The organism is Verrucomicrobiota bacterium (assembly GCA_034440155.1).
Taxonomy (GTDB): Bacteria; Verrucomicrobiota; Verrucomicrobiia; order JAWXBN01; family JAWXBN01; genus JAWXBN01.
This window is the reverse complement of sequence record JAWXBN010000102.1, coordinates 1-19,448: the sequence shown is the minus strand read 5'-3', so window position 1 is coordinate 19,448 and position 19,448 is coordinate 1. Positions and strand designations below refer to the sequence as shown.

At 47.5% G+C, this 19,448-nt stretch carries 21 protein-coding genes; 13 read left to right on the top strand and 8 right to left on the bottom strand.

Translation table 11 applies throughout. The annotated features are described in order from the left end of the window. The first annotated feature begins 105 nt into the window (after positions 1 to 105). Positions 106 to 1,146: a recombinase RecA gene (recA, locus tag SGI98_10840; protein MDZ4743899.1), complete on the top strand. Its 1,041-nt coding sequence runs from the start codon at positions 106 to 108 to the stop codon at positions 1,144 to 1,146. 68 nt (positions 1,147 to 1,214) lie between these two features. Here recA and SGI98_10835 read toward each other — a convergent pair whose 3' ends face one another. From SGI98_10835 to SGI98_10820, 4 genes are all read right to left on the bottom strand, one after another. After that, complete coding sequence (locus tag SGI98_10835; GenBank protein ID MDZ4743898.1) at positions 1,215 to 1,481, bottom strand: hypothetical protein; 267 nt, start codon at positions 1,479 to 1,481, stop codon at positions 1,215 to 1,217. 68 nt (positions 1,482 to 1,549) lie between these two features. Continuing rightward, on the bottom strand, positions 1,550 to 2,014 hold the full coding sequence (locus tag SGI98_10830) for a hypothetical protein (GenBank protein ID MDZ4743897.1): 465 nt from the start codon (positions 2,012 to 2,014) through the stop codon (positions 1,550 to 1,552). Continuing rightward, positions 2,011 to 3,669, bottom strand: a complete 1,659-nt coding sequence (locus SGI98_10825) for a cyclic nucleotide-binding domain-containing protein (GenBank protein MDZ4743896.1) — start codon at positions 3,667 to 3,669, stop codon at positions 2,011 to 2,013. The genes SGI98_10830 and SGI98_10825 overlap by 4 nt, the downstream gene beginning before the upstream one ends. Before the next feature lie 26 nt (positions 3,670 to 3,695). Continuing rightward, positions 3,696 to 5,909: a hypothetical protein gene (locus SGI98_10820; protein ID MDZ4743895.1), complete on the bottom strand. Its 2,214-nt coding sequence runs from the start codon at positions 5,907 to 5,909 to the stop codon at positions 3,696 to 3,698. A gap of 285 nt (positions 5,910 to 6,194) precedes the next feature. On the opposite strand from SGI98_10820, the gene alaS reads away from it, so the two are divergent. The 12 genes from alaS (at position 6,195) to purS (ending at position 17,214) form a co-directional block, all read left to right on the top strand. After that, on the top strand, positions 6,195 to 8,966 hold the full coding sequence (gene alaS / locus SGI98_10815; GenBank protein MDZ4743894.1) for an alanine--tRNA ligase: 2,772 nt from the start codon (positions 6,195 to 6,197) through the stop codon (positions 8,964 to 8,966). A gap of 204 nt (positions 8,967 to 9,170) precedes the next feature. After that, the gene (locus SGI98_10810; GenBank protein MDZ4743893.1) at positions 9,171 to 9,713 is read left to right on the top strand and encodes a hypothetical protein; all 543 of its coding nucleotides are present in this window, start codon (positions 9,171 to 9,173) and stop codon (positions 9,711 to 9,713) included. Between the two features lie 39 nt (positions 9,714 to 9,752). Next, the gene (locus SGI98_10805) at positions 9,753 to 10,658 is read left to right on the top strand and encodes a branched-chain amino acid ABC transporter permease (protein MDZ4743892.1); all 906 of its coding nucleotides are present in this window, start codon (positions 9,753 to 9,755) and stop codon (positions 10,656 to 10,658) included. Then, entirely contained in the window at positions 10,655 to 11,701 is a 1,047-nt protein-coding gene (locus SGI98_10800; protein ID MDZ4743891.1) for a branched-chain amino acid ABC transporter permease, read from the top strand. The genes SGI98_10805 and SGI98_10800 overlap by 4 nt, the downstream gene beginning before the upstream one ends. Then, on the top strand, positions 11,698 to 12,468 hold the full coding sequence (locus SGI98_10795) for an ABC transporter ATP-binding protein (GenBank protein MDZ4743890.1): 771 nt from the start codon (positions 11,698 to 11,700) through the stop codon (positions 12,466 to 12,468). Before SGI98_10800 ends, SGI98_10795 begins: the two co-directional genes overlap by 4 nt. 10 nt (positions 12,469 to 12,478) lie before the next feature. Further along, positions 12,479 to 13,189, top strand: a complete 711-nt coding sequence (locus SGI98_10790) for an ABC transporter ATP-binding protein (GenBank protein ID MDZ4743889.1) — start codon at positions 12,479 to 12,481, stop codon at positions 13,187 to 13,189. A gap of 2 nt (positions 13,190 to 13,191) precedes the next feature. Beyond that, a complete protein-coding gene (locus SGI98_10785) occupies positions 13,192 to 13,572 on the top strand; it encodes a CoA-binding protein (protein ID MDZ4743888.1) in 381 nt (126 codons plus the stop codon). 15 nt (positions 13,573 to 13,587) lie between these two features. After that, the gene (locus tag SGI98_10780) at positions 13,588 to 14,262 is read left to right on the top strand and encodes a lysophospholipid acyltransferase family protein (protein MDZ4743887.1); all 675 of its coding nucleotides are present in this window, start codon (positions 13,588 to 13,590) and stop codon (positions 14,260 to 14,262) included. A gap of 2 nt (positions 14,263 to 14,264) precedes the next feature. Continuing rightward, entirely contained in the window at positions 14,265 to 14,840 is a 576-nt protein-coding gene (locus SGI98_10775) for an adenylate/guanylate cyclase domain-containing protein (GenBank protein ID MDZ4743886.1), read from the top strand. Positions 14,841 to 14,857: 17 nt separating this feature from the next. Then, a complete protein-coding gene (locus SGI98_10770; GenBank protein ID MDZ4743885.1) occupies positions 14,858 to 15,580 on the top strand; it encodes a TerC family protein in 723 nt (240 codons plus the stop codon). Positions 15,581 to 15,646: 66 nt separating this feature from the next. Continuing rightward, positions 15,647 to 16,945: an adenylosuccinate lyase gene (gene purB / locus SGI98_10765; GenBank protein ID MDZ4743884.1), complete on the top strand. Its 1,299-nt coding sequence runs from the start codon at positions 15,647 to 15,649 to the stop codon at positions 16,943 to 16,945. Positions 16,946 to 16,965: 20 nt separating this feature from the next. After that, entirely contained in the window at positions 16,966 to 17,214 is a 249-nt protein-coding gene (purS, locus tag SGI98_10760) for a phosphoribosylformylglycinamidine synthase subunit PurS (GenBank protein ID MDZ4743883.1), read from the top strand. Between the two features lie 142 nt (positions 17,215 to 17,356). On the opposite strand, the gene SGI98_10755 is transcribed toward purS, so the two are convergent. The 4 genes from SGI98_10755 to SGI98_10740 all read right to left on the bottom strand — a co-directional run. Continuing rightward, a complete protein-coding gene (locus SGI98_10755) occupies positions 17,357 to 17,962 on the bottom strand; it encodes an HAD family phosphatase (protein MDZ4743882.1) in 606 nt (201 codons plus the stop codon). 2 nt (positions 17,963 to 17,964) lie between these two features. Continuing rightward, positions 17,965 to 18,567, bottom strand: a complete 603-nt coding sequence (gene recR / locus SGI98_10750; protein MDZ4743881.1) for a recombination mediator RecR — start codon at positions 18,565 to 18,567, stop codon at positions 17,965 to 17,967. A gap of 7 nt (positions 18,568 to 18,574) precedes the next feature. Next, positions 18,575 to 18,892: a YbaB/EbfC family nucleoid-associated protein gene (locus SGI98_10745; GenBank protein ID MDZ4743880.1), complete on the bottom strand. Its 318-nt coding sequence runs from the start codon at positions 18,890 to 18,892 to the stop codon at positions 18,575 to 18,577. 42 nt (positions 18,893 to 18,934) lie between these two features. After that, a partial coding sequence (locus SGI98_10740; GenBank protein MDZ4743879.1) for a hypothetical protein occupies positions 18,935 to 19,448 on the bottom strand: 514 nt, incomplete at its 5' end.

Here is a 19,448-nt window from a genome sequence, read left to right as displayed (position 1 = left end):
CGCCGGCAAAATAAATCAAAAGAATAAAAATAGGATTTAATTATGGCAAAAGCCTCTGAAACAAAAGAAGAGATCAAAGAAGTCAAAGGTGAATCGAAAGTAGATATGGTGCGCCGGAAGAATCTTGATTTGGCGATCCAAGCAATCTCCAAACAATACGGTGAAGGCTCCATCCTCCGACTGGGTGATGAAAATGCCAAAGTGAAAATCGACGTGATCCCGACCAGCTCTGTCGCTGTGGATTGGGCTCTGGGTGTGGGCGGTGTGCCCCGTGGTCGTATTGTTGAGATTTACGGGCCGGAATCATCGGGAAAGACCACCTTGGTGCTACACATTATCGCTAATGCCCAAAAGGCGGGGGGTGTCGCGGCATTTATCGATGCAGAGCATGCGCTTGATCCTGCGTATGCAAAAAAAATCGGGGTAGACCTCGATCAATTGCTTGTTTCCCAACCTGATTCTGGGGAAGAAGCCCTGACCATTGCTGAAACCCTGATAAAGTCGAATGCCCTTGATGTTATTGTGATCGACTCGGTAGCCGCCCTTGTGCCCAAAGCCGAGCTCGAAGGTCAAATGGGTGATGCCACTGTCGGTGCCCAAGCCCGCCTGATGAGTCAGGCCATGCGTAAGCTCATCGGCCTCCTGAGCCAAGCAAAAACTTGTTGTATCTTTACTAATCAACTCCGTGAAAAAATCGGTGTGATGTTCGGTAGCCCCGAGACGACTCCCGGCGGTAAAGCACTGAAATATTATGCCAGTGTCCGTATCGATATCCGCAGGAAGGAAGCGATTAAACGTTCTGACGGTGAGGTCGTGGGGAACCGGGTACGTGTTAAAATCGTTAAAAACAAAGTAGCCCCTCCCTTCCGGGAAGCTGAGTTTGAAATCCTCTATAACGAGGGGATTTCCAAAGAGGGATCTTTGATTGATTTTGCCGTGGACAAAGGGGTGATCGATAAGAAGGGCTCATGGCTTTCATTTGCCGATGAGCAACTTGCCCAGGGACGTGATGGAACGAGGGAGTACCTCCGTCATAATCCGGAGATGTTCGCCAAGATCAAGAAAGCCTTGGATGAAAAACTTAATGCAGTGGATGTGCCTGTGGTCCCTGTGGTCCCTGTCGTCGCTGTTGATGAGTCAAAGTAAAAGATAGATTTAAATGAGAAAGCCGGTGCGAAAGGAGTATAAAAACTCTTTTTAATCCGGCTTTTCTTTTATTCGTGTTCTAGGACTTTCTTTGATTCCCCACCGATGATTTTTTTACCGGAAATTTTTATTTTAGTTTCGGGGGTGACCTCCTGAAGGTCGAAGGATTCTTCCCATTGCAGGATCGCCTGAGATTCTTTGCCAGTGATCAGCACGGCCCCGTTAGGAACCTTGTCGCCGGGATTTACCTGTTTTCTTTTTCCGCTAATGATGATGACGACATCACCTTCGGCAGCAATGGCGACAAAGGCTGCCTTGAGTTCCGCTCCAGTCATAAAAACTCCTGTGAGAAACGACACTAAAAAAAGCGTTTTCCGTTTTAAAAAAGAGGGCATTGAGAACCTCATGGCTCTACCTCCGCCGGTGCCTGATCGGCATCCGTTTTCAGGGGGAGAACAAATTGCGCATCATCATCTGTTCCTACGATCCTGTCTGGACCATAGGATTTAATAATGATTTTGTCGGCGAGGATATCAATGGTATAAGACCGCCCCCAAATGTCCTTATCCCAGTCAAAGAGCCCGAGAAGTCTGGGTGTATCCTTGTTGATTTGGGAGCGGATATAAAGGGAAAGCCTTTTTTGATCCATGTCACGGCATTCTTCCGGGTTTTCGGCTATTAACCGGGCGATCAGGCGCATATCCCGCTGGTTGACCAATTGTGAAATCTTTGTCCAGCCGCCCGAAAGGCCTTTATGCAGGACGACGGCATTCATCCACACGACTCCAATGAGTGCAATGACAGGAATAACCTTTAATAATCTAAAGTTTTTACCTCGAATGAGATGGAACCAATGGAAGTTTTTCATTTCCAGTCCTCCGTTTTCCTTTCGGAGGATGACAGGTCCAGAAGGTAACCGGTCATAAAATCCTTGGTGGCAATTTCTAGGAATTGAGGGCGGTCAAAAACAAAAGCTTTGAGGTGTTGGCTGACCTTGACGGTGGCTGTCGCGGGGATATTCTGGAGCATGCTTGTCTCCCCGAAGACATGACGTGTATGAAGTTTTGCAACAGGTTCCCCTGATCGGGTTACGATGACTTCTCCCTCAAAGATGAGATAAAAATGCTGATTGGGTTTATCCTCTTCAATTAAAACAGTATCAATGGGGAACTCTTGAATGGGGATTTTTTTGAGTAAGGAAAAATGGGCGGAGGGAGTCCAATCAACAAAAAGGGAAACTTCTTCTATAAAGGTGGCTAATTGGAGCTTTTCAGTTATCTGGTCAGGCCATTCTTTTTTAATAAGGTTCTCGAGGGTTTTATCCTTTTTTGCGAGGATTGTTTTACGGAGAATGGTTTTTTTAAGAATGATTTCTTTTGCGAAATCTGCTCCGATGGCCCAAACGGCATAGAATAACGTAAGGGTAAGAATAATGATGCCGAAAACCATGATCCCAACGACAAAATAGAGCCTGAATCCGAATGTTTCTGATAAAAGGAAGGTGGATACCACTTGATTAAACTGGACGGCGACAAATTCAGTGCTCAGACGGAATAATAATCCCAGCCAGATAATCAAATAGGTGATGTAGGCGATATAATAACGCTGGTTCCTGAATTCATCACTCAGATATAAGAGTTCTGAAAAAAGATTATTACCTGAAATATCAGGGATTTTATGGGGGAGATCCCTGTGGTTACGGAAGAGGCTCCTGACAAGATTTTGTCCCCATGAAGCGCCAAAAGGTATCGTGATTAAAATCAGGGAAAACCAAACTGCCAGGTAAAAACCAGATAAATATACAAGGGGATCATAAGCCACCCCGTTAGCCGTCAATATAATCTTGAAATGATGTTCGAAAAGATAAATTCCCAAGAGGAATAAAAACGGGCCTGTCAGTCCTGCCAGTGCGACCAAGCTTTCCCTCCAACGTCCCAAGATAATCGAGTCACGCGTATCATAGGTCAGGTAAGGCAGGATACGCCTCCAGCTCACGTGTACATTCAAGGGGGTGGAGCCCAGGCTGCTCTGGGCGACTATTGCCACCATGGATGATATACTCACCGAAAGGATGGTCCCGATAAAAAAATGAATCCAGTAACTAGGGGTGCTACCAACGATAACAGAGTGATTTGAAATAACGCTTATTCCCAATGTGAGCGTTAAAGCGATAAATATCACCCATATGGCCGATAGGAAGTGGAATGAGATTTTTGTACTTGATGATTTTTTCCGTGAATAGATTTTTCCCCCGTTTTTATTCTGGAGGATACCTGTTTCACAAGCCTCATTCACTAAATCGTAGAATGCCCCCAACGAGGGGATCGAGGTACTCTTCATGAGGTTTTCGAGAACCGTTGAGATTGTCTCATTCCCCTCGAATTTTCTCAGGATTTCTTCCTCCGTAGGGTTCACGACAAGATATTGGAAACGCGAGGGATCTTTCAAAAGGACATCATCCCGGCCATAAGTCACCCTTTCCAGCGAAGGGTTTAGCATGAGGATGGAATCATTCTTTAGCATATGATTGTAAAAATGCCCCGTGAAGATTACCTACGTCCGCGGAATCCGCCACCCCTGGAGCCGCTATAACCCGATGAGCGGGCGCGGTAGTCATTATTTAATTGTTGGTGTTGGTGGTCGAAATCCTGGCCTTGGGCGTTTTTCCACTGTCCGCCGGCATGCTGTTGCCACCCGTCAGGGGTGTGTTTGTAAACATTACCCTTGTCATCGGCAAAAACATTATTTTTCCCTGGATCATTGGTTGAATGGTTTTGATAATCATTCTTGGCATTTTGATAGTCGTTTTTGGCCTGAGGATTATTTTTTGCGTTATTCCAATCCTTTTGTGCCTGAGGATTATTTTTGACATTGTTCCAATCCTTTTGGGCTTGCGGGTTATTTTTGGCATTATTCCAGTCTTTTTGTGCCTGAGGATTATTTTTGACATTGTTCCAATCATTCTTCGCCTGTTGATTGTTGATTTTGCCATTATTGATTAGGTTACTGGTATTCCTGTTATAGATATTCCCGCTGTTTTTATTAAAGCTGTTGTTTATGTTGTTATTGATATTGATGTTGTTTTGTTGGTAGCCACCATGGCCCCACCAGTTGTTATTATTCCAAGATCCACCGCCCCAGGCAAAACAGGCCGAGCCAAAGCCAGAGCTGTACCCGACACCAAAAGCCCACTGGCCATTCGAGTAACCGACACTGAAACCGAAGGTGGAGGGGGCGGGATAACACACCCCGACTCCCACATAGGGGGGATAAACCCAGCCGGTACCATAAACAACCGTTCCTCCATAGACATAACTGCCCGTGTAGCCGGGGAGATAACCCACGGTCACATAGTCCGGGGTGGCTGCATAGACATAACAGTATGTGGCACTGTAAACCGGACTGGATGGGGGAATGGTATAAATCACTTGGGGAACAGATGTGGCGACCACCCAAGGTCCCAAGGACGTCTGGGAATGGTACCATATCCCTTCTGCACACAGATAATACGAGTTTGGGTTCTCCATAATCACTTGACTGGAAGTATTCACCGCATATTGCAAGGGAGTGGTCTCGATCGGTTTGAATTCAGGTTGGCCACCTGCGTAGGTGACGGGATTCTGGGGTTTGGCATTTGGTTTGACTTGGGCGGTAGAGGGGATGGATGAAGTCAAAACGGCGTCTTTAGCTTGGGGACTACCCGCTACGCTGACCAGCGCGTTGGCCTTTGGTGAGTTTTCCGGGATCAGGGTGAAATCCTGGGGGAGGGCATTTGCTGCGACATAAATCCACGGCCCGGACAGGGAAGGAGATTTATACCAACGCCCGGAGAGTAATACATAATTTATCTGGTTATCGATATCCAGAAAGACGTCACTGGTCGTATTTGATACATAAAGCAAACTCGTGCTCTGGATAGTCGCATAATCCGGCACTCCATCGGTTACAATTAATTCTGTCGGGGAAGTGGCGACAATAACACGGGGTAAATTCGAGGACTGGTAGAACCCTGCTTGCGTTGCGGCATTAGTGGATTTTGAGCTGGCTAATTTCTGGACGGAAGGGGGGACTGAGGAGGTGATTTCCCAATTCCCTTGGATATCGGTCGCACTGAGCCATTGTCCGCCGATCCAGAGGTAATAAAGTTTTTTTGCGGGATCAAAAGCAATGAGAAACGGGGTATTCATTACCCTCATGACTTTGGTGTCGGGAACAGGCTGGAGCTGTGGAGTGCCTTGGATTGAGACCAATACAGCGGGTGTCTGGCTGAAAATAATCGTGGGAGGTGCCGTGCTCAGATTATTGGCGTCTTTTTGTTGGGTCTTAGCCGTTTTTAAGCTGGCAAGGAGCTGGTCAAGGGAAAGGGTCATATTCAGAGAAGGAACCTCCTGGGAGATGGACTGGCTGATCTGGTCACTTAAGGATTTATCGACATTTGGGAATTTTGATTGGGTAATATTCACACTCGAGAGGGTGTATGTGCGGGAATCCAAGCTCGTCACGATCTGGGCACTGAACCAAACGGCTCCAAAGACTGGGGCACTGCCGTTTTTCGGGGCTATCGAGACGGCGGTTTTACCCGTGAGAGTATTGCCTTCAAGGGCGGAGACCTGAGGTTGATATAGGGTGATTTGACCTAACGCACTCGAGATTTGTCGGGGCCAGTTCGGTTTAGTTTCTTGGGCGGAGCTTGTATTTAAACAAGACACAAATGTCATCAGGAAAAGGGTGATGAGGAGGATAAGTCTCTTTATGTATTTCATAGGATAATGGGGGCTGGAGTTTGTCTATCTCATTTGGATTTTTGTCAATCATTGTCTCTGATAAATCAAAGAGGTTGATTGAAGTGGTTTATCCACTTGATAAACTGAGTTCGCGGACACGAAATTGAGAGTGACTCCAATTCGGGAATATTCAAGTATTTTTCTACTATTTCCCCTATGTTAGTTGAAAAATAAAAAAACTAAATATTATGGAATTTATAATGAATTAATTCTTGCGGATCAGAGCGGAAAAATGCGTAATCGGGGGGGTCTTTATCAAAATATATGAAATCAGCAGAAATCAGACAGTCATTTTTGGAGTTTTTTAAATCAAAAGGCCACACAATCGTGCCCTCATCGAGTCTTATGCCCGACTCGCCTAATCTGCTTTTTACTAATGCGGGCATGAATCAATTTGTTCCTATTTTTCTCGGTCAGTCTATATGTCCCTATAATCCTGCGCGTGCCACGGACACACAAAAATGTATCCGCGCCGGGGGTAAACACAATGATCTCGAAGATGTCGGGCTCGATACCTACCACCATACGTTTTTCGAGATGCTGGGGAACTGGAGTTTTGGGGATTATTTCAAAAAAGAAGCCATTTCTTGGGCATGGGAACTCGTTACCGAAATCTGGAAATTCCCGAAGAACCGGATTTATGCGACTGTTTATAAGCCGGGGGAAGGCGATCCAGCCGCATTTGACCAAGAGGCCTACGATTTCTGGGCAGAGCAATTTGCGCGGGCCGGGCTCGATCCAAAAGTCCACATTGTTTTCGGGAATAAAAAGGATAATTTCTGGATGATGGGTGAGACGGGGCCTTGTGGACCGTGCTCGGAACTCCATATCGACCTGACTCCGGAGGGGGATACAAAAGGCTCACTGGTCAATGTCGGCTCGGCCCTCTGTATGGAAATATGGAATCTGGTTTTTATCCAGTTTAATGCAAATGGCGATGGTAGTTTTTCCAACCTCCCCGCCCAACATGTCGACACCGGAGCGGGATTTGAACGGATCAGCGGCATTATCCAGTGCTCGAAGAATTTCACCGATTTCAGCGGAGTCATCTCGAACTATGAAACCGACGTTTTCCGCCCGATTTTTGATGAGATCGAGAAATTGAGCGGGAAAAAATATGCATCCACCCTGCCGAAAGCCGGGAGTACGGGGGATACCGAACAAGAGAAAATCGACGTGGCTTTCCGTGTCATCGCTGATCATATCCGCACGTTATCATTCTCGATTGCTGACGGCATTTTGCCGGGTAATAACGACCGTAATTATGTCCTCCGCCGCATTTTGCGTCGTGCTGTCAAATACGGGCGTACTCTCGGGCTGCACGATCCCTTTTTCTATCAACTCGTCGATGTGCTCGCCGCGCACATGGGTGGAGTCTTCCCCGAGATCGCCGCTAAAAAAGAAAAGGTCAAAGAAACGATTAAACAGGAAGAGGAAAGTTTTAATAGGACTTTGGATAAGGGGATTGAGATGTTTAATGCCGAGGCGGCGCGCCTGTTAGGATCGGGGAGCGTCCAGCAGGTTGCCGGTGCAGTCTTTTCCGGCGAATTCGCCTTCAAACTCTACGACACATATGGGTTCCCGCTGGATTTAACTGAGCTCATGGCACGGGAACAGGGGTTAAAAGTCGATACGAACGGCTTTGAGAAGCTCATGGACGAGCAACGCTCACGGGCGCGGGCAGCCCAGAAGAAGGAGATTATCGAGGTGACGGAGGCGCAAATTGCTTCAAAGACGGAATTCCACGGGTTCGACCATACTGAAATCGAGGCTACGGTTTTAGCCGTACAGGATTTGAAGGGAAAACAGGCCGTCATCACTGATAAAACTGTTTTTTATGCCGAAATGGGCGGACAAGTCGGGGATACCGGATTGATGGGGGCGGCGAAGGTTGTTAATACCATCAAGGTCGGGAATACATTCATGCATATTCTGGCCCCGGAGCAAATGGCACCGGAAGTCGGTGAGGTCGTCGTGATCAAAATAGACAAGGATCGCAGGGGGATGATCGAAGGGCACCACACGGGCACACACCTTTTCCATTGGGCATTACATGAGGTTGTCTCCCAGGATGCCACGCAAAAGGGGTCCTATGTCGGCCCCGACCGTTTGCGTTTTGACTTTAATTCCGCTGCTGTGACCCCCGAGCAAATTGCGCGGATTGAAATGAGGGTGAATGAAAAAATCACCGGAGGTAACAGGGTGCAGTGGGCGGAACGCCCTTATGAGGAGGTCAAGGGGGATTCATCGGTCATGCAGATGTTCGGTGAGAAATACGGGGATAAGGTCCGTGTCGTCGATATCGGTGGATATTCAAAAGAACTTTGCGGCGGGACACACGTTCGTACCACGACCGAGATTGGTTACTTTAAAGTCATCAGTGAAGGTGCTGTGGCGGCTGGAATCCGGCGTATTGAAGCTGTTGCCGGTGCAGCGGCTGAGGAGTATTTTATGAAGAAACTCGAAGAGAGTTTCAGCAAATTACGCGAAATAAAGGGAAAACTTGATGCAGTAGGGCTTGAGGCCCCCGAACTACCGGATGGCCAAGCGACGGGAGCCGAGCAATTGAGTAATTTACATGCTAAAATAGCAGATATTATTTCTGAAATGGAGCTCCAATTAGCAGGTTATGAAAAGGCCCAAGCAAAGGAACAGGAACGCCTCGCCCAGATCGAGGGTGCGCAACTTGCGGGGTTACTCCCCACTCAAATAGAGCAAATTGCTGGGATGGATTGTATTATTCAGAATGTAACAGTCTCCCATCCGGACACATTAAAATTTGCCATCGATACACTCAAAGGCAAATTTGGTGGAATAATTCTTTTAGCGACCGATTGTGGAGGCCGCGCAAATGTGATATGTTCGGTAAATAATACCCTTGTGAAACAAGTACATGCAGGGAATGTGATCAAACAAATAGCACCGATTATGGGGGGTGGCGGGGGAGGAAAACCCGAACTGGCCCAAGCTGGTGGAAAAAATCCTGAAAAAATAAATGAAGCACTTGATGCGGCACGGAAATTATTGGCGGGTTAGGGCCTAATTTCATTGTGCGCAGGATAATCGCCACAAGCATCACTCCAAATTAAATAAAGCTTCCAAAATGGATTTTTTTCATTTTTCATTTTGCATTTTATATTATATATAATTAACATTGATTTAGTCAGGATTTTCCTGATGAAAATCATTCGGGCTTAAGATGATAAGTTAAGCTAGATTTAGTGTGTCAAATTAATACTTATGCCAACCATCACTTCACTTCAAAATCTTCATGAGAAATTTCTCTCCACTCAGGATGGGAAATACGAATGGAAATTTGAAGGATTCACGGGATATACGATCCATCGTGGTGGAAAAATCATTTGGGCTGAGGCTGTCGGTACTATGAACCATTATCAAGGGCTTAGTGCGTTATTAAGAATTGCATCCAATCCCCAAGTCGAGATGGAGCAAACCGAGGACACCGATGAGGTACCGAATATTCGTGAGGACTGGAGTTATGTCAGTTACAAGCTCCGTGAACAAATCAGGATGACGGTGCGTTATTTTTCCTTGAAGCCTCGTAAAGAGGAGTTATGGCTCCAAAAAACCGATGTCCTGCCAGTGGATCTTGAGGATACCCAGAAAACAATCCTTCAAGAGCTCAAAGACCCCATAAAACATTTTCCTGATGGAATGGGAATGGATGCAGATTTAATGTTATGGCAGCTCGTCGTATTAGAAGAACGTGGTGCAGTGAAAATTGTGGAACCCCAAAGAGTATCGATTTTGAAAAAAAGCTGATTGAATTCATCCTGATTTTAGGATTCTCTCTGACGGGTAATGGTTGAATTCATCCAACAGATCATCAACGGCTTATCCATCGGGAGTATCTATGCCCTGATTGCCCTAGGTTATACGATGGTTTACGGGGTGCTCCGCCTGATAAATTTTGCACATGGTGAGATCTATATGATCGGGGCTTATGCCGGTTTTTACACGGCGACATTTATCATGACCCGGGACATTCCATTGCCGTTGGTCATTACCACCCTGATCTGTGCGATGATTGCTTGCGGGCTTTTGGCTGCCGGGATTGAATTTGTCGCTTACCGTCCATTGAGGAAACAGGCAAGGTTGACGGCTTTGATTACGGCTATCGGGGTTTCCTTACTTTTGCAAAATGGTGGGCAGATTATTTTCGGGGCAAATCCCCGCAGTTTTCCCGACCTGATTACGGACAGGAATTTGCTTTCCGGATTAAATCTTTCCCTGACGATCATTGATGTCTTGATTTTTTCGCTGACCTTACTTCTCCTGATTTCACTTTTCTGGATTGTGAAATTTACCAAACTCGGCCGAGCGATGCGTGCGATCTCGGAGAATCCCCAAGTGGCCTCGCTGATGGGCGTAAATGTGGACCGGGTGATTTCCCTGACATTTGTCATTGGGGCAGTACTCGCCGGGGCGGCAGGGGTGCTGGTGGGGATAAGTAAACCAAAAATCGATCCGCTGATGGGGTTAATGCCCGGAATAAAGGCTTTTGCGGCGGCGGTTCTGGGTGGAATCGGGAATATTCCCGGCGCAGTCGTTGGGGGAATTATTATAGGTCTCGCTGAAACATTAGTGTCGGCTTATGTGCCGGGCGGCAGTTCCTACCGAGATGCCATTGCTTTTGTGATTTTGATCATCATCCTGTTATTTAAACCCACCGGGATTTTCGGAAAAAGTGTTTCGGAGAAGGTATGAAGATATTTTTTCAAAGAAACGGGTTGATCCTCTGTGTGATCGCAGTTTTTGTGATCGTCTGCCCTTTACTGGAGAAAGGGATGGATGGTTACTGGCAGCAAATTGCCATGAGTGTGGGGATTAATGCCATCCTCGCGGTGAGCTTGACATTGATTAATGGCATCACGGGGCAATTCTCAATCGGACACGCGGCATTTATGGCCATAGGCGCGTATTTCTCGGGGTTTCTTTCCATTTCATTCGCCAGTCGGTTTATGGGGATACTCGATTCGTTGCCTCCTGTGGTGGCTAATAACCTTTGGATACTGCTGGTTTTGCTGGCGGGGGGGATTCTTGCGGGAATATTCGGTTTTATTGTAGGAATGCCGACTTTGCGGTTAAGGGGGGATTATCTGGCGATTACGACTTTAGGTTTTGGGGAGATAGTCCGGGTGATTATCCTGAATCGGCCCGCTTTGGGTGCGGCGACAGGAATGTCTGTGCGCCCGAATGAAGTGGGGCTTTTCTGGGTGTACTTTATGTTGTTGGTATGTGTCGTGGTCATTTACCGTATTACCCATAGTCCACGGGGTTTGTCCTTTTCAGCCATCCGCGAGGATGAGATCGCTTCCTCATCCATCGGGATCGATCCGACTCGTTACAAAGTGGCGGCTTTTATTGTCGGTGCTTTTTTTGCCGGGGTCGGGGGAGCCTTGTTCGCCCATCAATCGATCTCCGGTTATATCAATCCCACGAGCTTTGGTTTTGTTAAATCATTTGAGATTATCGTGATGATTGTCTTGGGAGGATTAGGAAGCATTACCGGGGCCATTCTCGGCGCGGTGGTTTTAACTATCCTGCCCGAGCTCCTCCGCAGCGGAAGCCAATACCGTATTGTTATCTATGCATTAATGCTTATTATCCTGATGTTGCTGCGGCCTCAAGGCCTTTTTGGACGCCATGAATTAAGTTTACTGGAGATTAAACGTCTCTGGAAATTAGCTTTATCGAAATTCTCTTGCCTCACAGGACGCGACAAGGATCAGCGGAGGGAGGACAAATGAGTACACCACTTCTGGAATTGCGTGCATGCACGATTAAATTTGGCGGGTTAACAGCGGTGAATTCGATCAACCTCAAAATCGATAGTGGCCGTATTTTTGGGATTATCGGGCCAAATGGCGCAGGGAAGACGACGATTTTTAATCTGATTACCGGCATTTATAAACCAACATCAGGGGATATCTACCTGAACTCCCTTAATATCTCAGGAATGAAGTCCCATCGGATTAATAGCACGGGAATCGCCCGGACATTCCAGAATATCCGCCTTTTCCGGGAGATGACTGTCCTTGAGAATGTGACAGTGGCCATGAGGCACCTTTCCCGGAAGAGTTTTATCGGGACAATATTCCAAACCCCGGATTATTTGTTGAATTTGGATTCGGTCATTCAGGAAAGCAGGCAATTGCTTGCGAAATTCAACCTCCAGGACTCTTGTGATGAAGAGGCGGGGAGCCTTTCCTACGGACAACAGCGCAAGCTTGAGATCGTTCGCGCCTTAGCCACAAAACCGAAATTACTTTTACTCGATGAACCCGCCGCTGGGATGAATCCCCAAGAAAAAACAGAGCTTAAAGGACTCATCAGACAGATACGGGAGGGGTTTGACCTGACCGTGCTGATTATCGAACACGATATGGGTGTGATGATGGATTTGTGTGAGCAAATTGCTGTTCTGGACTATGGGGTAAAGATCGCCGATGGTACCCCACAGGAGGTGAGGAGAAATCCTGCAGTCATCAAAGCTTATCTGGGAGAGGATTTCTAAACCGGTTATGATGCTCGAAATTAAAAATCTGGTGGTAGGCTATGGTCCAGTGGAGGTGCTCCACGGGATTAGCCTTGAGGTGCAAACGGGTGAAATCGTCGCATTGATCGGGAGTAACGGCGCGGGCAAAACCACTCTCCTGCGCACGATTAGCGGCTTGGTAAAACCCAAGTCAGGCACGATGCATTTCAGGGGATCCCACTATTTGGAAAAAACAAAACCCCATATTATCGTGCGTGAAGGCCTCTGCCACGTGCCTGAAGGACGAGGGGTTTTTGCCCAGATGAGTGTATGGGAGAATCTCCAGATGGGTGCCTATTTAAGGAATGAGACCCAGGAACTGGAGGAGGATTATGATTATATTTTTACCCTTTTCCCGATCCTGAAAGAACGCCGCGATCAAAAAGCGGGGACACTTTCTGGTGGAGAACAGCAGATGCTCGCCATAGGAAGGGCCCTCATGGCCAAACCGCGATTACTCTTACTCGATGAACCCTCCCTCGGGCTGGCGCCTTTGGTGGTCCAGACAATTTTCTCCACCTTGAAAGAGATTAATGAGGCAGGGACAACTATCTTGCTTGTCGAGCAAAATGCCCACCAAGCCCTCAAACTGGCTGATCGGGGATATGTGATCGAAACAGGAAGAATCGTGCTTGAAGATCAGGCCCGGAACCTCTTGAATAGTGATGACGTGAAAAAAGCCTATCTTGGAGAAATATAGACATGTCAGAAAAGAAACCAACCATCGCTATCATAGGAGCCTCAGGTGACCGGACAAAATTCGGGAATAAAGCCGTGCGCGCTTTTATTCAACAAGACTTCGATGTTTATCCTGTGAATCCTCGGGAAACCACAGTGGAAGGGGTAACCTGCTACAAATCGATTTTGGACATTCCAGTGACCTTGGATATGGTGAGTATTTATGTGCCTCCGGCTGTCGCCATAAAAGTCCTTGTAGACGTTGCCAAAAAAGGAGCCCGTGAGGTATGGCTAAATCCCGGCACGGAAAGTGATGATGTTATTGAAAAAGCCACGGAACTGAAACTCCATGTGATTACCGATTGTTCGATTATGGCGATCGGGATCGACCCGGATGAACTGTAGCCTTTTACACTGCCTGTGAGCCGCTTCATTTACGAATGTGCCAAAATTACGGCCAACCTCCCTTTTGCTCCATTTTGGAAAGTCAAAGTGGAAGGAAAAGAGTATATTCCCCAGCAGGGTGCCGCGATTCTTGTTGGTAATCATATCAGCCATTTCGACCCGGTGTTATTGATAGCGGCCGTTCCAAGGCAAGTCCATTTTATGACGTCGGCGGAGTTTTTAACCATTCCGGTCGTGGGCCGTATTCTTACATGGTCGGACTGTTTTCCGATCGACCGTTTTTCCAAGGACAGGAAAGCGGTGAAAACCGCTCTGGTACGCCTCCGTGCCGGGCACATTCTGGGCATTTATCCTGAAGGAGGACTCCGCACCGGGGATAAATCAGTCTTGAATGGGGCAACCCTACAACCCGGGGTCGCGGCCTTGGCGCAAATGGCTTCTGTTCCCATTATTCCTTCCTGTATCCTCGGGACGGACCAGATTTATTCGATTCCCGCCTGGAAAAAAAGGAAGAGCCTCTGGATCCGTTTCGGTCGGCCATTCTTTTCGGCGGAAGGAGAAGACCGGACGGAGTTATCAGGACGGATCGGGGATTCGATTAGGGAACTTTTCCAGCAGATGAAAGATGACTTAAAACTCTCCGGGGATGATTTGCCCCAGACGGCACAACGCCGCAAAGGAAAGGAATAAGGATGAAAGAATTTTATGCCTACATCGACAAATGTGTACAGCTACCCAAGCTGCAAAGGAGGTCCTTTGAAAAAGAGCTTTGGAAAAAATTTGGTGTCAAAAAAGCTGTTTTTATCTTGGACATGAGCGGATTTACCGTGTCTGTACAACGTAATGGGCTCGTCGATTTTCTCTGCAAAATCCGTGTCATGCATCAAATCGTCGAGAAAAAAATCCTCGAATATAAAGGTCGGATTGTAAAATTTGAGGCGGATAATGCTTATGCCGTATTTGATAAGCCCGAGCAGGCGCTCCAAGCTTCCGTCGAGGTAGTCCGACATTTCCAGACTCATAAAGGGGACGGGGTTTCAGTCAGTGTGGGGATATCTTACGGGGAAGTGTTATTGATCCCCGGGAAAGATTTTTTCGGGGATGCAGTCAATCAAGCCTCTAAACTGGGAGAGGACCTTGCCCAAACTAACGAAATCTTGGTGAGTGAAAATGTCGTGACAGCCAAGGTTAAAAAAATATTTTCGATGGAGAAACTCGATTTGAAGGTCTCCGGTATAAAAGTAAATTGCTTTAAAATTATTATTTAATTATAGACTGCGGCATTATGGAATCCCTCCTCGACGTTAATTTAATCGCCACTTTTTTCCTATTGATCGGCCTAGAGCTAGTCCTGGGGGTGGATAATATCCTGATTATTTCGATCGTGACCGGCAGGCTGCCGAAGGAACAGCAAAATAAAGCCCGGATTATCGGATTAGCTTTGGCCCTGGGCTTGCGTATTCTTATGCTTTTTGGTGCGGGATTATTGATCAAGATGAGTCATCCTGTGATTGGACATTTATCGATTAAAGATATTGTACTGCTGGCGGGTGGACTTTTCCTTCTTTATAAGGCGGTCAAAGAAATCCATCACGTGGTGGAGTTCAGGGAAGAACACACCACCGTCAAGGCAGTCGACGCTTTTTGGAGTAGTATTACACAAATTGTTGTCCTTGATTTGGTTTTTTCGATTGATTCGGTCATCACCGCCGTGGGATTAACCAGCCATTTCGGAGTAATTATCGGAGCAGTGTTGATTTCGTTTATCCTCGTGATTATTTTTGCCGGTAAAGTCAGCCAATTCATTACGACTTATCCGACCGTCAAAATCCTAGCCCTTTCCTTTTTGCTTTGTATCGGTACGACCTTGGTCATGGAGGGGCTCCACCAGCACGTCCCCAAAGGTTATATCTACCTGCCGATGGGATTTGCTTTGGCTGTGGAGCTCCTCCAGCTCCGTTACGACTTTAACCGTAAAAACAAGGCTGCAAAGGGTGAGGGGGCTTAAATCCCGGATTTTCCCTGAAAAAATCCCTTTTCATTTGTCCTAAGTTTGTGTGAAGTCTTCTGTCTTATGATTTCACGTTATTCACGCAAGGAAATGGCCGAGATTTGGAATGAACGCACCAAACTCGATATTTGGCTGGAAATTGAAAAGCTCGCCTGTGAAGGAATGGCGCAAATCGGGGTCATCCCGAAAGCCGATGCCAAGACTATCCGCCAAAAGGCAAAAATCACCAGTGTCGAAGAAATCCATGAACTTGAAAAAGTCACTAATCACGATGTGCTAGCATTCCTCGAAGTCGTCGCCAAACCCGCAGGAAAGGCCGGTCGCTGGATACACCAAGGACTAACCTCGAGCGATTTGCTCGATACGACGATGGCCGTCCAATGCGTCGAATCGGCGGACATCCTCCTCGACGACCTCTATGAGCTGCTGAAGGTCATCGCAAAAAAAGCGAAGAAATATAAATTAACCCCCATGATCGGGCGTTCCCACGGGATCCATGCTGAACCCATTACTTTCGGCCTGAAAATGGCTCTGATGTACGATGAGTTTAACCGCGGAATCACCCGCCTCGAAAATGCCCGTGAAAATATCCGGGTCGGCAAACTCTCCGGTGCCGTCGGTACTCATGCCCACCTCGATCCCCGGGTCGAAGAGTATGTCTGCAAAAAAATCGGACTGAAAGCTTCCCCCCTCGCGACTCAGGTAATCCAACGCGATCGCCATGCCGAGTACATGTCTACCCTGGCCTTGCTCGCCTCCAGTATAGACCGTTGGGCCACGGAATTCCGCCACCTCCAGCGTACCGAGGTTTTGGAAGTCGAGGAATTCTTCTCGAAAGGCCAAAAGGGAAGTTCAGCCATGCCCCATAAACGTAATCCGATCACCGGTGAACGCTTGAGCGGTTTGGCCCGTGTCATCCGTGGCAACGCCATGGCCGCCTTTGAAAATGTGGCCCTCTGGCATGAACGCGATATTTCTCACTCCAGTGCGGAACGCGTGATTTTCCCCGATAGTTGTATCGCCCTTGATTACATGCTCTATAAATTGATTGATCTCGTCGATAAACTCATCGTTTATCCGGAGAATATGGCGAAGAACCTCTGGAAGACAAAAGGCCTTTTCTTTTCCCAAAGTGTATTACTCGACCTTACCCGTAAGGGAATGCTCCGCAAGGATGCTTATGAGGCTGTTCAACGTTCGGCTATGGCTACTTGGCAGGGGGATAAATCTCTGGCCGAGAATCTCAAGGGTGATAAGCAAATTGCCCGATTCCTGAAGCCTTCCGAGATTGATAAACTCTGTGACCTGAAAATCCATTTCCGTTACGTGGATCAGACATTCAAAAAGGTCGGAATTAAATAATAACCGGAGAAATTAAATTTATGATGAAAGCCATTGTTACTGTCATGCCCAAACGCACCGTTCTCGACCCCCAAGGGGTCACGGTGAAAAACGCCATCCACCATCTCGGGATGGAATGTGTGGAAGAAGCCCGTGTGGGCAAATCCATTGAGCTAAAAATATCCGGTGAGGACATCACAAAGACCCGTGAGAAACTCGAGCAAATTGCCAAAGACCTCCTCAGTAACCCAGTCATCGAGGATTACGAAATTTCGATTGAAAAGATATAAGTCTCTGGGGCCTTGGTCGTAGCAGTAAGCCTCTTTTGCGGCGATGTAATTCTCCCCCCCTTGACTGCGCGCTGGGCTTTTATTTATCCCCTGTGCAAGTTGCGCTGGGGGGGGAATGATCAAATGCCCAGTGACTGGGTTGTCAGGCTTCTACCCCAAAACGGGCGAGTTCTTTGCGGAGATTGGTTTTTGGGGTGAGATGGATGGTGTTAAACCCTGCTTTTTTGGCTCCGATGATATTGGCCTCCAGATCATCGACGAAAATACTTTTCCGGGGATCTTCCCCACTGTGGGAAATGACGTGGCCGTAGAATTCCGGTTCAGGTTTACGGGCACAGATGCGGTTTGAATAGTAGAGGAACTTGAATTCACGCAGGAAAGTATGTTTCGGTTCGAAATATTCGATATGGGCCTCGCATGTATTGGAGACGAGGTAAACGGGCATTTTTTTGGAGAGTTGGTTCGCTATCTCGATATTGGTTTCGTGTTCCCAGAAAATTTCACAGAAAATATCGGCCATTTCATCCAGAGTGCCATTATAGTCGAGCCAGTCGGACATGGATTGGAAGAATTCAATCGTAGTGATTGTTCCTTTTTCGTAGAGGGTAAAGGCGGGATTTGAGAAGAAACGTTTTTCGATTTTTGCAGGGGTCAGCGATGATTTTTTAGCGAGAGATTTTTTGGCAATGCCGAAATCAAAATTCAGCAATACCTTTCCGAGATCAAAGAATAGAGCATTAATGGTCATGGTTAAATTGCTCTTCTGCCTTCTAAAGCACGTGATAGTGTCAAGCTATCCGCGTATTCTAACCCCATTCCGGCAGAAATTCCATAAGCAATTCGGGTGACGGGGATGTTTTTTTCTTTTAATAACTTGCCTGTGTAAATCGCTGTGGTTTCGCTCTCTAGCTCGGTGCCAAGCGCTAATATGACCTCCCGGACTGGGAAATGAGTAATTCTTTCCATGAGCTCTTTGATGCGGAGATCTTCAGGATTAACCCCGTCCAAAGGGGAAAGACGGCCCATGAGGGCATGGTAAACTCCGTGGAAACTCCCTGCTTTTTCAATGGAGAGAATGTCGTGGGGAGTCTCCACCACACAGATGATTCCCGGGTCGCGTGAGTGATCCAAACAAATTGCGCAGGGGTCGGCTTCGGTATAGTTCCCGCATGTCGTACAATGCCGGACTTTTTCCAGGGCGCATTGGATTGCCTGGATGAGTTCTTTGGCTACTTCACTTTTTTCTTCCAGCAAGGAAAGGGCGATACGTTCTGCACTACGTTTCCCGATGCCGGGCAATTTGTTTAATGCGTTAATCGCATTTTTCAGGGCATCAGGGTAATCGTGTGGCATATTTCTTTTAGAGGCCGAGGTTAATGCCGGGCAGGTCCATGCCTTTGGTGATTTGTCCGATTTCGTCAGCCGAGATTTTGCGTCCGGATTCCTGAGCTTGGCGGACGGCTGTGAGGACCAAGTCAGAGACCATGTCGGCATCTTCTGGCTTGAGGATTTCTGGGTTGATTTTAATCGACTGGATCGTGCCTTCACAATTTGAGACGACGGTGACCGCTCCACCGCCTGCACTGGCTTCGACCGTGCGGGTTTTGAGCGATTCCTGGGTTTTAGCGAGTTGCCCCTGCATTTTCTGGGCTTGGGCGAGCATTTTCATGACATTCATATTTTTTTTTAAATCTCCTCTGTGGGGTCGAGTGTGCCGCGATTAATTTTTTGCGGGTTTATAATCAATAATCCGAGCGCGGAAAACTTCCATTGCCTCTTTAATAAAAGGGTCGCTTTTGAGATCATCGAGGCTTTTCTTTTGGGGTTCACGCGGCGGGGCGGTAATGGCGATGTCCGGCTTGGCGGGAGGTTCTTCTGGAGCTGTGATCACACTCTCGGGCGACGGTGCGGGCTTCGGCCTACTGGTGACGGGCTGGGCGGACTGCGCGGGCGCTGGGGCGCTGGCGGCCTCCACAGAGTCCGTGATCCGGAATCCAACGGCGAGGTGTCGTCCGGCGGCCTCGCGGATTTTGTCCGTGATAAAATCTTTTTGTTTTGGGGTATTCAGCTGGTGGGCGAAAAATTCATTCGCCTTATTAAATCCGACGACCAATGTGTCCCCGTCCATGGATAGGGGTTTCCCGGCGGAAACGTAAGTTTGAATAAGGGGTCTTTCGACTGCCGCAGAGGCGATCACGGCACTCCACACGGCGTGGATATCCACGGGGTTTGTG